This is a genomic window from Paenibacillus hodogayensis (assembly GCF_039536325.1).
Taxonomy (GTDB): domain Bacteria; phylum Bacillota; class Bacilli; order Paenibacillales; family NBRC-103111; genus Paenibacillus_AB; species Paenibacillus_AB hodogayensis.
In genome coordinates, this window is sequence record NZ_BAAAYO010000002.1 from 282423 (window position 1) to 296355 (window position 13933).

General features: G+C 55.1%; 12 protein-coding genes. All 12 read right to left on the reverse strand.

Annotated elements, in window-relative coordinates; translation table 11 throughout:
• Nucleotides 1–146: 146 nt before the first annotated feature.
• The gene (locus tag ABD796_RS06805; RefSeq protein ID WP_344904933.1) at nt 147–1523 is read right to left on the reverse strand and encodes a hypothetical protein; all 1377 of its coding nucleotides are present in this window, start codon (nt 1521–1523) and stop codon (nt 147–149) included.
• A gap of 391 nt (nt 1524–1914) precedes the next feature.
• The gene (glnA, locus tag ABD796_RS06810) at nt 1915–3339 is read right to left on the reverse strand and encodes a type I glutamate--ammonia ligase (protein WP_344904936.1); all 1425 of its coding nucleotides are present in this window, start codon (nt 3337–3339) and stop codon (nt 1915–1917) included.
• Between the two features lie 267 nt (nt 3340–3606).
• Nucleotides 3607–4650, reverse strand: a complete 1044-nt coding sequence (gene aroF, locus ABD796_RS06815; RefSeq protein ID WP_344904940.1) for a 3-deoxy-7-phosphoheptulonate synthase — start codon at nt 4648–4650, stop codon at nt 3607–3609.
• A 212-nt stretch (nt 4651–4862) separates the two neighbouring features.
• Entirely contained in the window at nt 4863–5414 is a 552-nt protein-coding gene (locus tag ABD796_RS06820) for a DUF2062 domain-containing protein (protein WP_344904943.1), read from the reverse strand.
• A gap of 10 nt (nt 5415–5424) precedes the next feature.
• Nucleotides 5425–6375, reverse strand: a complete 951-nt coding sequence (locus tag ABD796_RS06825) for a 4-hydroxy-3-methylbut-2-enyl diphosphate reductase (protein ID WP_344904946.1) — start codon at nt 6373–6375, stop codon at nt 5425–5427.
• A gap of 78 nt (nt 6376–6453) precedes the next feature.
• The gene (locus tag ABD796_RS06830) at nt 6454–7920 is read right to left on the reverse strand and encodes a sensor histidine kinase (protein WP_344904948.1); all 1467 of its coding nucleotides are present in this window, start codon (nt 7918–7920) and stop codon (nt 6454–6456) included.
• Nucleotides 7921–7923: 3 nt separating this feature from the next.
• Entirely contained in the window at nt 7924–8613 is a 690-nt protein-coding gene (locus ABD796_RS06835) for a response regulator transcription factor (RefSeq protein WP_344904950.1), read from the reverse strand.
• A gap of 159 nt (nt 8614–8772) precedes the next feature.
• On the reverse strand, nt 8773–10320 hold the full coding sequence (locus tag ABD796_RS06840) for a S1C family serine protease (RefSeq protein ID WP_344904953.1): 1548 nt from the start codon (nt 10318–10320) through the stop codon (nt 8773–8775).
• 182 nt (nt 10321–10502) lie between these two features.
• A complete protein-coding gene (locus tag ABD796_RS06845) occupies nt 10503–10916 on the reverse strand; it encodes a YugN family protein (protein ID WP_344904956.1) in 414 nt (137 codons plus the stop codon).
• Between the two features lie 57 nt (nt 10917–10973).
• Nucleotides 10974–11660, reverse strand: a complete 687-nt coding sequence (locus tag ABD796_RS06850) for a response regulator (protein WP_344904957.1) — start codon at nt 11658–11660, stop codon at nt 10974–10976.
• 22 nt (nt 11661–11682) lie between these two features.
• A complete protein-coding gene (locus ABD796_RS06855; protein ID WP_344904960.1) occupies nt 11683–12729 on the reverse strand; it encodes a HAMP domain-containing sensor histidine kinase in 1047 nt (348 codons plus the stop codon).
• Nucleotides 12726–13859: a cell wall-active antibiotics response protein LiaF gene (gene liaF / locus ABD796_RS06860; protein WP_344904962.1), complete on the reverse strand. Its 1134-nt coding sequence runs from the start codon at nt 13857–13859 to the stop codon at nt 12726–12728. The genes ABD796_RS06855 and liaF overlap by 4 nt, the downstream gene beginning before the upstream one ends.
• Nucleotides 13860–13933: the final 74 nt, after the last annotated feature.

Here is a 13933-nt window from a genome sequence, read left to right on the forward strand (position 1 = left end):
AAGTACGGCGCCGGTCGCTTGATCGTGCCCCGTCAACATCACGAGCCCCCCGTCTAATAGACGGGGGGCTCGTTGCTTGCATATATGACAAGGGGAAGGGGGGCTCCCGCTTGACACGGTTTGGATGCCTGCAGCTTTCGGGTGGTTTATTTGTTGCTGCCCGAAGCCGATACGATCTTCAATATCCGTGCTTCCGCATCGGACTTGATGCGGCTCAATTCCTCTTGCGTCGTGTTTTTATCCCTCTTGGCGGCCAGCTCGATCGATTGGATCAGCGATGCGCTCAAGTCCTTGGCCAGCTTGTCGGCCCCAAGCCCGGACAGGTCGCCCAAGCTCTTGCCTCCCTGCAGCGAAGCCGAAATATCGGTCACTCTTTTACCCGATAGAACGGCGACGTATCCGTTTATTCCACCCAGGTAGCTCTCGATGATTTTGTTGTAATCGACCTCGACGCTTTTGCTATCTTCGTAGCCGTTTGTCGTAATGATCTCGGCCAACCGTTTCTCCGCGTCGCTCTTGATCTGGCTCAACTCTTGAGTGGATACCGTTTTGTCGTTTTGGGAGGCATGATCGATCGACTGGTTAAGGGAAACGGTCAGTCTGTTCAGCAGCTCCGATTGGGAAATTCCGGACAAATCCGCCAAACTTTTGCCGTTGGCCAGCTCGGTGCGGATTTCGCTTTCTTCGCGGCCCGCTATGGCTGAAACGTACCCGACGACGGAAGAAAGGCTGTCGTTGACAATCTTTTCGTAATCTACGTTGACCTTCACGGTATCGTCGTAGCTGCCGGTCGTAATAATGGTCGAGATGCGCGCAGCCGCATCGCTCTTGATCCGGGATAGCTGCTCGCTCGTCGTCACCTTATCATTCTGTGCCGCCTGATCGATCGACTGATTCAGCGATGCAGTCAATCTGGAGAAGAGCTGCGAATACCCGATACCGGACAAATCCGCGAGATTTTTGCCGCTGCGCAGCTCGCTTCTGACTTCCGTATCTTTCCGGCCTGAGACCGCTGCAACATAACCGACCAAACCGGAGATGTTATTCTTTACGATTTTTGCATAATCCACATTGATGTGCTTCGTATCGTCGTAAGCGTTGGTCGTCAAAATCGTCGACAACCGTTTGACCGAATCGCTTTTCACTTGGTCGATCTCTTCGCGCGACGTTGTTTTATCCGTTTGAGCCGTCAAATCAATCGACTGATTGAGGGAGGCCGTCAATCTTTTCAGCAGTTCGGGGTAGCCGATACCGGACAGATCAGCAAGATTTTTGCCGCTGCTCAGCTCGTTTCTCACTTCGTTCTCCTGCCGGCCAGAAAGCGCTGCGACATAACCGACGAGACCGGACAAGTTCTGTTCAACGATTGCATTATATTTGGACGTCGTAGTTGTAGCCGTCGTCGTTTCGGCCGCATGCGCCGAGCCCGACAAAAAGCCCGGAATCGTTCCTCCGACAAGCAGTGCGGCCGCAAGACCGCCGATCACGATCGTTTTCTTCGCCATTTGTAATGATTTCATCATTTTAATCATCCACCTTATCCGATTTTTTTTATATCTCTAGTCTGTTTTATGGGGTTTCTCTCCATGTCCTTATTGTAAATGACCTCTGGAGCTAACAAATCCGGCTGAGGATTGTTTTTCCAGCCCTCCTTAAGTCCAGTTTCCAATAAGACTCTGGTCCCCGACCAGTCCGACTGTCGGACCGGTATACGTAACCGCCGCCCCCTCTCCGCAAGGATTTGCTGAGATGTGTCGTAATGACTTTCATTATATGAAGCTATTGTGAACTGTACGTGAACCATTATGAACGGAGCATGAATAAAAGATGGATATCGTGTGAACGATGCAGAGCCGGGAGCATATACGCAAAAAAAGCCCCCGGCAGTTTGCCGGAGGCGTGTTCTTGCACTTTTTAGCAATCGAAATACAACGAATATTCTTGCGGGTGGATGCGGATGCTGACCGATTTGGCTTCGCCGCGCTTAAGATCGATATAATTGTTGATGAAGTCCTTCGTGAATACGTCGCCTTTCGTCAGGAACTCGTGATCGGCTTCGAGGGCGTCGAGCGCCTCGTCCAACGTTCCCGGTACGCTACGGATTTCGTTCTTCTCGGCATCGGACAACTCGTAAATGTTCGTATCGAACGGGCCGTAGCCAAGTTTGCGCGGGTCGATCTTGTTCTGGATTCCGTCCAGACCGGCCAGCAGCATCGCTGCAAACGCCAGGTACGGGTTAGCCGTGGAGTCCGGAGTACGGAACTCGATCCGGCAGCCTTTCGGCGTAACGGCCGCAATCGGAATACGTACGGCTGCGGAACGGTTGCCCTTCGAGAAAACAAGGTTAACCGGCGCTTCGTAGCCAGGCACGAGACGTTTGAACGAGTTGGTGCTCGGGTTCGTCAGCGCGATCAGGGCAGGTGCGTGGTGCAGGATGCCGCCAATGTAGTAAAGCGCTGTTTCGCTAAGGTTCGCATAGCCGCCCTTTTCATAGAAGAGAGGGGTGTCGCCGTCGAAAATCGATTGGTGCACGTGCATGCCGGAACCATTGTCTCCGAACAGCGGCTTTGGCATAAAAGTAGCCACTTTGCCGTATTGGCGGGCAGTGTTGTGCACGATATATTTGTATTTCAGCAAATTGTCGGCCGTTTTGGTCAGCGTATCGAAGCGGAAGTTGATTTCGGCTTGACCGGCAGTCGCCACTTCGTGGTGGTGACGCTCGATGCGCAAGCCCGTCTCCGCCATCAAACGACACATTTCGCTGCGGATGTCCTGCTGCGAGTCCATCGGCGCTACCGGAACGTAGCCGCCCTTAACCGGGATTTTGAAGCCGAGATTGCCGCCTTCTTCCTTGCGTCCGGAATTCCAAGCCGCTTCTTCGGAATCGACCTCGAAGTACGATTTGTTCATGCCGTTCTCGAAGCGCACGTCGTCGAAGATGAAAAATTCGGATTCCGGTGCGAAAAACGCTGTCGTTCCGATACCGGCCGTTTGCAAATATTCTTCGGCCTTTTGCGCGATCGAACGCGGGTCGCGCTCGTAACGTTCGCCGTCGGGCAAGTGAATGTTGCACATAATGATCAGAGTCGGATGGGCGGTGAAAGGATCGACATAAGCGGTTTCCGTGTCCGGCATCATGACCATGTCGGATTCTTCGATACCGCGGAAGCCCGGGATGGAGGAACCGTCAAATGCCACTCCGTTAACGAAAGTGTCCTCGTCTACCTCACTGGCTGGCAAGCTGATATGCTGCGCTTTGCCCGACAATCCGACAAACCGGAAATCGACCCACTCGATATTTTTTTCCTTGATCAGATTGAGCACATTTTGGACAGACATGTTTTCAAATCCTCCCATTTCCGAACATTCTCCGCATTATTGCTGATCATTGTTCAAGTTTTTTTGTTTATTATGGTGTTAATTATAAGCTCCGGTCAAAACAGCGTCAATAGTTATGTAAGGTATTTTTTATTATCGCGTTAGGTTATCTAACATTGAAAGCGTTTTACTTCACAATTTCGACAAAAATCACGATCGTCATTACAAAAAAACCGCGCCGGCTCTTGCAGCCGGGCGGTTTTTGCGGTAAAGCTTCAAGCGGTTTCCTTAGGCGTGAATCGGCGTCTTTTCCGTCTCGAACGTTTTGCCGCACAACGGCGCAAGCTTCTCCAGATCTTGCAGCAGCTTGGCAAACTGATCCGGGAACAGCGATTGGACGCCGTCGCCGGTCATCGAATTGTCCGGGTCTGTATGCATTTCTACGATCAAACCATCGGCGCCAGCGGCTACGGACGCTTTGCACATCGTCTCCACCAGCTCGCGGCGTCCGGTGCCGTGGCTCGGATCGGAGATGACCGGCAAATGGCTCAACTGGTGCAGCACCGGTATGGCCGTTAGGTCTAGCGTGTTGCGAGTATACGTCTCGAACGTACGGATCCCGCGTTCGCACAACATAACGTTCGGATTTCCGCCAGCCAGAATATATTCGGCGGCATTCAAAAATTCGTCATAAGTCGAGCTGAAACCGCGCTTCAACAGCACCGGCGTCTGGATCGTGCCCAGCTTGCGAAGAAGGTCGAAGTTTTGCATATTGCGCGTGCCGACCTGCAGAATATCGGCATGCTCGGCACAAATATCGACATATTCCGGCGTCATAACTTCCGTAATGGTCAGCAGGCCGTGCTTCTTGCCCGCTTCGGCCATGATCTCCAAGCCTTCCACGCCTACGCCTTGAAAGCTGTAAGGCCCGGTTCTCGGCTTGAACGCGCCGCCGCGCAGCACTTGCCCGCCAGCCGCCTTGACGAGACGGGCGATTTCGTCGATCTGCTCGGGGGATTCCACCGCGCAAGGTCCGCCCATAATGACCAGCTCGTCGCCGCCGATGCGCACGCCTTTAATGTCGATGACCGTATTGTCCGGATGGAAGTCGCGGCTCGCCAGCTTGTAGGATTTCGAGATTTTAATGACGTTTTCGATTCCGGACATTTGGCGAAGCTGCTCGGACAGTTTCGGATCGGCTTTGCCGATAATGCCAATAACGGTGCGGTCCGTTCCTCTGGATACGTGGGCTTGAACGCCCGTCTTTTCGATATGGTGGACGATCTCGGCAATGCGTTCATCGGAAATGCTGCTGTTGGTTACGGCTATCATAGTTGATCACTCTCCTTGTATGGTGGGGCCCGGAAAACCGGGCAGCGTTTTTTACTTGTACACTTCAACGCGTATACGCTTTTAAGCTTTTATGCTTTTAACTGTTAAAGTAAATATAACGGATTGGGCTGCTCCCGTCAAGAGGAAAATGGTTCCTAGCCCGACGAAAAACCGGCGGAAGCATACCGCTTCGCCGGTGAATACGATTGCCCCTATTGGTTGGTCTGCTTCAAGATTAGCTGCTCGCGGCGAACGCGGCGCTTCTCGGTTCGTTTGGACGTGTACAATTGCAGCAATTGCTTGATCGGAAAATAGAGCAGCAAAGCGATCAGCGTTCCGTCGACAATGCCGCCGACGATCAGCTTGGCGTTCACATACAGCATATGCTTGAGCCAATGCGGCAGGAAGGATATCCATTCGTTAAACCGCGGAGGGACGAGCAACCCGCCCACCTTCGCATTCAGGAAGGCGACCGGAATGTAGATGATTTTGCCGAATACGAAGCCGATCAATGCCCCAGCCAAGCTGGCCCGGAACATGTACACAAGCGGAAAAATAAGAAAAAAAGCGAGTCCGAACGTAGGCAGCGTGAACATTTCTATGGCCAGACCGATGGAGAAGCCCGCGGCTACTTTGGCCGCTCCGCCTTTGGCCCGGGAAAGCTGCAAATATTTGTATTTAAACCATCGGGCCATCCCCCGCATCGTGCGGGCAAGACGGCCCTGTTTACCCGCACGGATGCGGCGCTTCTCTTGTACCGGCATGGTCATCATCCTATTCTCGTGAAAGTGCTTTGACCGGCGGGAGCAGCTTGCTTTTGTTGACGGTACGTCTAATTTCCCAAGTGTCCGGAATGTTTGGATCGAATTGCTCCAAATATCCGATGACTTCCCTCGTAATCGGCGTCGGTGTGGACGCCCCGGCAGTAACGCCGACTTTGTCGATGCCGCGCAGCCATTCCACATCGATTTCCGACACGTCTGAGACGCGGTACGCCTTAGTGCCGGCGATCTCCTCCGACACTTGTGCCAGACGGTTCGAATTGTTGCTACGCGGATCGCCCACAACAATCACCAGATCGACTTGCTTCGCTTGTTCGGCTACCGCCTCCTGGCGCACCTGCGTCGCCAAACAAATTTCATTATGGATTTCCGCAGACGGGAACTTGGCAATCAACCGATTGATAATATGGCGGATGTCCCACTGGCTCATCGTCGTTTGATTCGTAATGATGATGTTGGCGGCAGCCAGCTCGAGCGAATCGATCTCTTCTTCCTTCTCGATCAAATGCACGCTCTCCGGAGCGATGCCGATCGCCCCTTCCGGCTCGGGATGTCCCTTCTTGCCGATATATATAATCTCGTAGCCCTGCCCGGTCTTCTCCCGGATCAGGTCGTGCGTCTTCGTCACATCCGGACAAGTAGCGTCTACGACTGTGAGCCCCTTATCGCGGGCTCGGCGGCGCACCTCCGGCGACACGCCGTGTGCGGTAAAAATAACGGTGCCTTTATCGATCTGCTCCAAAATATCCAGACGGTTGGCACCGTCGAGCGTGATGATGCCTTCGTCCTCGAACGCATCGGTTACATGACTATTATGCACGATCATGCCCAAAATATAGATCGGACGCGGCAGATCGAGGTTGCGGGCCGTTTGGCGCGCCAACACCATCGCATCCACAACGCCGTAGCAATAGCCTCGGGGAGATATTTTTAAAACTTCCATCGCAGGTTCGCCCGCTTTCGACACGAGATGACTGACTTAAAAAATGAAAATTCCAATTTCATTTTCATTATACCGTATTCATCCCGGATAAGAAAGCGAACCAAGTATGGGCAGCCATACCGTAAACGTCGTTCCTTCGTCCTTGCGCGTCTTCACCTCGATCGACCCGCCATGGGCGTCGATGATCCATTTGGCGATCGACAGGCCGAGGCCGGTGCCCGCTTTTTTGCCCCGCGACGGGTCTGCTCTGTAGAAGCGTTCGAAAATGTACGGAATTTCGTCCTTGTCCATGCCGATCCCGGTATCGCTAACCCTTAGCCCGATCTGTCCGCCCGCCTGAAGGGCATCAAGCGTCACATGGCCCTGCTCCGTATACTTGAAGGCGTTCTCGATCAGAATGAACAGCAGCTGCTGCAAATAGTCTTTGTTGCCGTTGATTTGTACACCTTCCAGCACACCGAGGTCGCCGGCCGCCCATTCCGCATTTCTCGGCAAAAACTGCGCGCGGCGCAGCACCTCTTCGACCAACGGCTTCATCTCCACCGGCTCCTTGTTCATCGCAAAGCCGGCATCCGCCCTGGCCAGCGACAGCAGGTCGTTGACCAGTCGGGACATCCGCTCCGCTTCCGAGGCGATGTCGTGCATCGCTTCTAGCGACAGCTCGACGTTCCCCTCCTGAATAAGCCGCCCCCCCGAGTCGTTCTCATAGCCGGACTGAAGCGCGGTCGATTTCCACACCTTTTCCAGCAAATCGACATTGCCCCGGATGGTCGTTAGCGGCGTCCGCAGCTCGTGGGAGGCGTCCGAGACGAACCGGCGTTGCGCCCGGTAAGCCTCGTCCAGCTCCGTATACATCGCCTCGATGCGCGACAGCATGCCGTTGATCGTATCGGTCAGCCGTCCGATCTCGTCCAACGGACCGTCGTAATCGATTCGCTTGCTCAGATCCGCGCTCTTCTCCACGGCGCCCGCCGCCTCAATGACGTTCTCGATCGGCTGAAGCGCCTTGCGCGACAAAAACCAGCCGGCGGAAGCGGCCAGGAAAATGGTCAGCAGTCCGATCACGATTAAAACGAGCCATAGATTGTGCAAAAATTGCTCCATATCGTCCAACGTAGTCGCCACCTGCAGCACGCCGACGAGCGAGCCTTCGAGTACGAGCGGACTGTAATACATGAGCAGATTGGACTCTTGGTTGACTTTAATCGTCTCGAAAGCGTCCTCCCCCTTAAGCACAAGGGCTATAGCAGCTTCGGAGTAAGGGAGGTTGCTGCGCAAATTGGTAGAACGCTTGATCTGGCCCTGAATCGATATGCTTTGCAAATAAATGCCGGCAGACTTGAATTCCCGCAAATCCGGCAGCGTAAAAAACACGCCGTACCCGCGAATCCCCTTATTCACTTCCTGCGCCTGAATAACCAGCTCGTTGCGCAAATCGGTATTCATTTTATAGGAAAAAAACGTATACAGCGCAATTCCGAACACGAGCAGGGTTACCGCCAAAATGCTCGAATACCAGAGCGTCAAACGCAGTCGGATGGACATCTGTCATTCCCCTCTCAGCACGTAGCCCGCTCCCCGCACCGTTTGAATGATCCGCTTGCCGCCGTATTCCTCCAGCTTCTGACGGAGCAGCGCGATATATACCTCAAGCACGTTGGACTCGCCGCTATAATCGTAGCCCCATATTTTCTCCATGATAATGTCGCGCGAGAGCACCCGTTTCGGATTTTGCATGAACAGGTGAAGCAGATCGAACTCCTTCGTCGTCAGCTCGATCGTATGGCCGGAACGGATCACCTCGCGCGTATCCAGGTCAAGCGTAATGTCGTCGTATAGCGTCCGGTTCGTCTTCGGTTCTCCTGCGCTGTCTCCGCGCCGCCGCATCAGCGAGCGGATCCGGGCTAGCAGCTCCTCCAAAGCGAACGGCTTGACCACATAATCGTCGGCGCCAAGGTCGAGCCCTTTCACCCGGTCCACTACCTCGTCCTTCGCGGTCAGCATCAGAATCGGCACCGAGCTGCCGGCCTCACGGATGCGACGGCACACTTCCCAGCCGTCCATATTGGGCATCATGACGTCCAGCACGAGCAATGCCGGCTCCATCGCCAGCATTTGCCGCAGCCCCTCCGCCCCGTTATTCGCCGTCGTGACCGAGTACCCTTCGAATGCAAGCGTGCGCCTCAGCATGGACGTTATTTTCTCGTCGTCGTCAATGACCAGAATATGCTCTCTCAAAATGGCAGCCCCCCATCGTTATGTTCATTCATTATCTCCATCGTATAATACCCCCGTTTGCGAAGCAAATCCGCGGCAGCGCCGGAAAACAAAAAGGAAAGCAGGGGGAACGTCCGGCGTTCCAAGCTGCTTTCCTCCAAATCGGCTCGACTCTTCCCGTTATTTATTCATATCGCCGATAATGACGGCGGTCGTTAACGTCTGGCCGTTGCGGCGGACGCTCAGCGTCGCCTTGTCGCCGACCTTCAAGCTCTTGATCGTAGTGCGGAATGCCTCGGTATTCTTCACTTTCGTGCCGTTCACCTCGGTGATCACATCATACGGCTGAAGATCGGCTTTCGCTGCCGGGCTGCCTTGGACGACCGAAGCGACGACCGTGCCTTGGGTATCGTCCAGCTTCAGCTCCTTCACCCATTCTTCGGGAATGTCCTGAATGTTGACGCCGATATAGGGAATCGGAATTTTCACATTATTTTTCAGGTTTTCCAGAACGGACGTGACGGTGCTCGTCGGAATCGCGAAGCCGATACCTTGCGCCTGCGCGCTGACGGCGGTATTGATGCCGATGACCTGGCCTTGCAGATTGAGCAGCGGGCCGCCGGAGTTGCCGGGATTGATGGAAGCGTCCGTTTGCAGCAGATGCTTGTATTCCCGCGTGCCTTGCGTATCCGGAATGTCGATCGGACGCTCCTTGGCGCTCAGCACGCCTACCGTTACGGTATGATCGAAGCCGTACGGGTTGCCGATGGCCACGACCCAATCGCCTACGCTGATGTCGTCGGAATTGCCGAGCGGCAGAGCGGCGAAGTCTTTACCGCCTTGCTTCTCGATCTTCAGCACGGCCAAATCCAGACTGTATTCCGAGCCGAGCAGCTTCGCTTTCAACGGCTCCGTATAGCCCTGCACCTCGACTTCGATTTCCTCTGCGCCGTTGACGACGTGCTCGTTCGTCAGGATGTAGCCCTCTTTGTCGAAAATGAAGCCTGAGCCCATGCCCAGCGATTGGCGTTGATTGGCGCTGCCATTGCCGCTGCCGGCATTCGGCTGCTGCCGCTGGCTGTCTCCGAAAAAGAAGTTGAATATATCGGAGTTGGCGCCGCTGCGGGACCGGCTGTTTCCTCTTACGTACGTGTTGATTTTGACAACCGCCGGGCTCGTGGTATTGACGATTTGCGAGATGTTATCCGGTCGGACAATCGATTCGAGCGCCGCGGTTGTCGCCCCGCCATTGCCGCTTCCGTTGGCCTTCTGCACCGTGCCGGTTACCGCTCCGCCCGCAGCCGACATCGCGCTGGCGCCGCTGAACAGGTTCATTTTATCGGATACGACCATCAGGCTGCCCACGACCAGCGCACCGGCCAGGAAAGTGGCCACGTATGACTTGAACGAGCTTTTCTTCTTCTTCGCTCCGCTGTAGTCCCATTGCCCGGGAGGCGCTGGCGGCGGTTGTATCGGCCCTTCGTTATGATCGTAGCCATAGTAAGGGCGAATCGGGCGGGGCGCCGTAATTTCCACTTCCGAGGTGCCCTTGTCATTGGTGACGGTAGTCCGGTCCGACGACTCTTCTGCCGATTTGAACGGCCCGTACGAATAGTAGTAAGAGGGCTGCTCGCTCTTGCCTGTCTGCTGCTCGTTATCGTTTCCGCGGCTCGTGTCGCCGTCCTGCGGTTTAAAGAAATCGCTGTAATCGCGTTTGTTGTTATCCATCGCGTTATCCTCCTCCGGTTTCGTTCTCCCTGCTGGTTGTGTGTTGTTCCATGTCTATATATTGCACCTGCAACCTTAAACGAACCTTAAAACAAATTAAATAGAAGCTAAAATCGTTAGGCGCTCGCACAGGCTTTCGAAACCAAACAAAACAGGGGCTCTGCCGGCCCCTGGTGCGGTTTCTATATGAGTCCTTGCTCCACTTTGCGAAGCAGTTCGGAGGCTTGCTTCACCCAATGCTCCTCGAGCGGAGCGTCCTTGTCCACCGGGTCCTGAAACTGGTCGAACAACGCCCCGAGCGTCCGGGCCGACGCTTCCTCATCCAGTCCCTCGTTGTACACGTGCTTGAGCACGAAAGGAGTGCCCAGCAAGATTTGCGTACCGGGGCTTGCCGACTCGTAGCTTTCCAAATGTCCCATCGTCACTTCGAACGGCAGCCGGAGCCATACTTTATGCGCTTCGTCGAGCGCGCAGTCGAAATAGCCGTGATCGTACTCCCAGTTGCCCCCAAGCGTGAACTGATGCTGCTTCACATGATCGTACACCCGGTCGAACCGGTCGATGCGGTTTTCCAAAGGGGAATGTATCGGCTTCATGGCGAACTCCTTCGTTTTATCCATCAGTTTGCGCCATTACCGCCTTTTTTATCCCTGCTAACCTTTCAGTTCCCCGGCTTTGCCGCTCCATCCTTTGCGGTGCGCGTAGATGGCCAGCTGCGTGCGGTCCTCGACCTCGCATTTCATCAGCAGATTGCTGACATGCGTCTTTACCGTCTTGATGCTGATATGCAGCTCGTCGGCAATGTCTTTGTTCGCTTTGCCGTCTGCGATCAGCAGCAGCACTTCCATCTCGCGGCTGGTCAATCCGGCCCCGTCGTCTTGGCCGGATTGCGTCGTGGAGCGTTGACGCAAACCGCGCGTCAGCGCCTGCGACACCTCCGAATTCATCACCTGAAAGCCGTGGAACGAGCTTCGCAGCACATGAGCCAGTTCGTCGGAGGATACCGTCTTCAGCACGTAAGTAATCGCCCCCGCTTCGATCGCCTGCAGCACTTTCTCGTCCTCCAGAAAGCTGGTCAGCAAAATGACCTTGATTTGCGGATACTGCCGGACCACTTCCCGCGTCGTCTCGACTCCGTCCATAATCGGCATCATCAAGTCCATGAGCACCATATCCGGCAGTTGCCCCGGCTCCATCGCCCGCAAACGCTCCAGCGCGTCCTTGCCGTTCGCCGCTTCGCCGACAATCCCAAAGTCGCTCTCCATCGACAAATACGTTTTCAATCCCAGCCGTACCATATCATGATCATCAACGATCATAATCTTGATCTCGTTCCCCATCGCAAGCGCTCCTGTTCCTTTATCAAGTTTCCCCGCGGATAACCTCGGTGTGAAATTTCGGAATGCTGATCCGGATGCGCGTTCCCGCGCCCGCCTTGCTGCGCAAATCCATGCTGCCGCCCAGCTTCTGGGCCCGTTCGCGCATTGTGGACAAGCCGTACGAATTCGTGCGGGCGATATCGCTCTGGAAGCCTTGCCCATCGTCCTCGATCTGCAACACGTACTGGCTTCCCGTATCGTGGAGCGACAGCGTGACGTGACGGGCGGAGGCATGCTTGACCACGTTCGCCATCCCCTCCTGCACGATCAGAAACAACTGATGTTCGATCCCGTCCGACAAAGCGCCGCGCAGCCGAATATCGATGCTGCCCTGGAGTCCGTTTTGCCGGCAATAGTCCGGAAACCATTTGTCCAGCGCCTCGGACAGCCTGCGTCCCTCCAACTCGATCGGCCGCAGTTGGGCGATCATGCCCCGCAGCTGCTTCTGCGTCAGGTTCGACATGGAGACGAGCTGCTCGATAATCGGGCCGGCCGCCTCCGTCTGGTCGCGCTCGAACATTTTCGCCAAGGAAGCGGCCGACATATGGATCGCGAACATTTGCTGGCTGACCGTATCGTGCAGGTCGCGGGCCAGTCGCTTGCGCTCCTCGATCACCGCGTCCTCGTTTGACTTCGCCAGAAGCATGACGTTCTCCTCGCCGACCTTTTGCAACATCATCACGCGTTTTTCCAGAGAGGAGGCCATTTCGTTGAAATCGACGTATATACGGTCGAACGGATCCGTCCCTAGCGGGCGGATCCTCTCTCCCAAGTTTCCGTTGGCGAGCTGCAAAATCGCCAGATGCAGCATATCGATTTTGCGCTGATGCTGGGCGGCGATCAGATAACCCAGCAGAAGGCCGGTGACGACGAGCAGCAGTACGTATTCAATCCACAGCTCGTTCGCTCTCAACGCCTCGCGCCAGTAGATCCAGCCTACAGCCAGACCGCCCATCACGATGGCGAGCGATCCGGTGAAATAGCTGAGCAATTGCCACTTGATATTGATCGATTTGGTTAACCGGTTCATCCGACCCTCTTCACCCTCACATCTCCAATAAACGTGCTCACCGTTATCCGCACCCGCTTCTCGGCTTCATGGTATTGCGGGGACTCGGCCATCATGTTGCGGAACAACCCGCCTTCCCACCGGTCGAACACGCTCATATCGCCCAGAAAAGCCGAAGCGCGGACACTGATTTCCAGCTGCAAATCGTTCGGCACGTAAATTTTCACGTCGCCCACGAACGAAGAGATCGTAATGTTCGTTTCCCCGTAAGGAATATTGGCACGCGTCAGGTCGATCTCGGTATCGCCGACGAAGTGGGAAATATTCAGCGGACGCAGCTCCCAGTATTCCCGCCCGAGGCGCACGTCGCCGACAAAGCTGCTGCGGTTGTCGACCCCTTCTCCCGAACTGCCCATATACTCGTCATGCGAGCTTCCGAAATAGTTGCCGTGACCGCCGTCACCGCCCCATTCCTTCCACTCCTTCTTCCATTCCTTCTTGCGCTGCTTCCACTCGTCGCGCCACTCGTGCTTGTGCTGCTTCCATTCTTGTTTGGCGCGATGCCAATGCTCTTTATTGCCGTTCCAAACCGGCGGAATCGGTGGCGGTGGCGGCGGTGGCGGCGATCCGGCAGCAGTGCGTTCGCTCTCTCTGCCTCCTGCCGCATAATCGTCGCGTTTTTTGGCGTTGTCTTCTCCGAAAAGCGGGTTCATCCCGTCAAGCTTCGCTTCAGCGGACGAATACGGCTGCCAGTTCTTCGGCGTGTACGGCTCCGGCTCGGGAGTAACTTGCTTGGGCCGCGGCCGGAACAATAGACGCAGGCCGACGACAATCAGAATGGCGGGAATCGCATATTTAATCAGGTCGGCAATGCCGAACTCCGGTACCCATTGGAAGTTGTTGTTAAGGAACATGGCGCCCAGACCGATCATAACCGCCCCGCCGATAAATGAACCAAAGTGGCCATGGCGCAAATGACGCTGGTCGAATAAAACCTTGAACCCGATCAGGACGAGCACCACCGGCCAAAAGTGAGACAGCACATAGCCAAGATCGAAGGTGATAACGTCAAGCTGATTTAGGAAGAAAACGACCCCGATCCCGATCAGGATGAGACCGCCGATCGATTTGCCCAATAATCCGTTTCTCATTGTAAATTCCTCCAGCGGTGGACGCCTCCACCTGTTTGCGTACTCTTATTGTAACCGGAGCGGAGCTGTAAACA

Bases quoted from the DNA above. Each gene is read 5' to 3' on its own strand.
- liaF (WP_344904962.1), bottom strand. From the start codon at position 13,859: ATGAGAAACGGATTATTGGGCAAATCGATCGGCGGTCTCATCCTGATC.
- aroF (WP_344904940.1), bottom strand. From the start codon at position 4,650: ATGATAGCCGTAACCAACAGCAGCATTTCCGATGAACGCATTGCCGAG.
- ABD796_RS06850 (WP_344904957.1), bottom strand. From the start codon at position 11,660: ATGGGGAACGAGATCAAGATTATGATCGTTGATGATCATGATATGGTA.
- ABD796_RS06805 (WP_344904933.1), bottom strand. From the start codon at position 1,523: ATGATGAAATCATTACAAATGGCGAAGAAAACGATCGTGATCGGCGGT.
- ABD796_RS06825 (WP_344904946.1), bottom strand. From the start codon at position 6,375: ATGGAAGTTTTAAAAATATCTCCCCGAGGCTATTGCTACGGCGTTGTG.
- ABD796_RS06820 (WP_344904943.1), bottom strand. From the start codon at position 5,414: ATGCCGGTACAAGAGAAGCGCCGCATCCGTGCGGGTAAACAGGGCCGT.
- ABD796_RS06840 (WP_344904953.1), bottom strand. From the start codon at position 10,320: ATGGATAACAACAAACGCGATTACAGCGATTTCTTTAAACCGCAGGAC.
- ABD796_RS06845 (WP_344904956.1), bottom strand. From the start codon at position 10,916: ATGAAGCCGATACATTCCCCTTTGGAAAACCGCATCGACCGGTTCGAC.
- glnA (WP_344904936.1), bottom strand. From the start codon at position 3,339: ATGTCTGTCCAAAATGTGCTCAATCTGATCAAGGAAAAAAATATCGAG.
- ABD796_RS06855 (WP_344904960.1), bottom strand. From the start codon at position 12,729: ATGAACCGGTTAACCAAATCGATCAATATCAAGTGGCAATTGCTCAGC.
- ABD796_RS06830 (WP_344904948.1), bottom strand. From the start codon at position 7,920: ATGTCCATCCGACTGCGTTTGACGCTCTGGTATTCGAGCATTTTGGCG.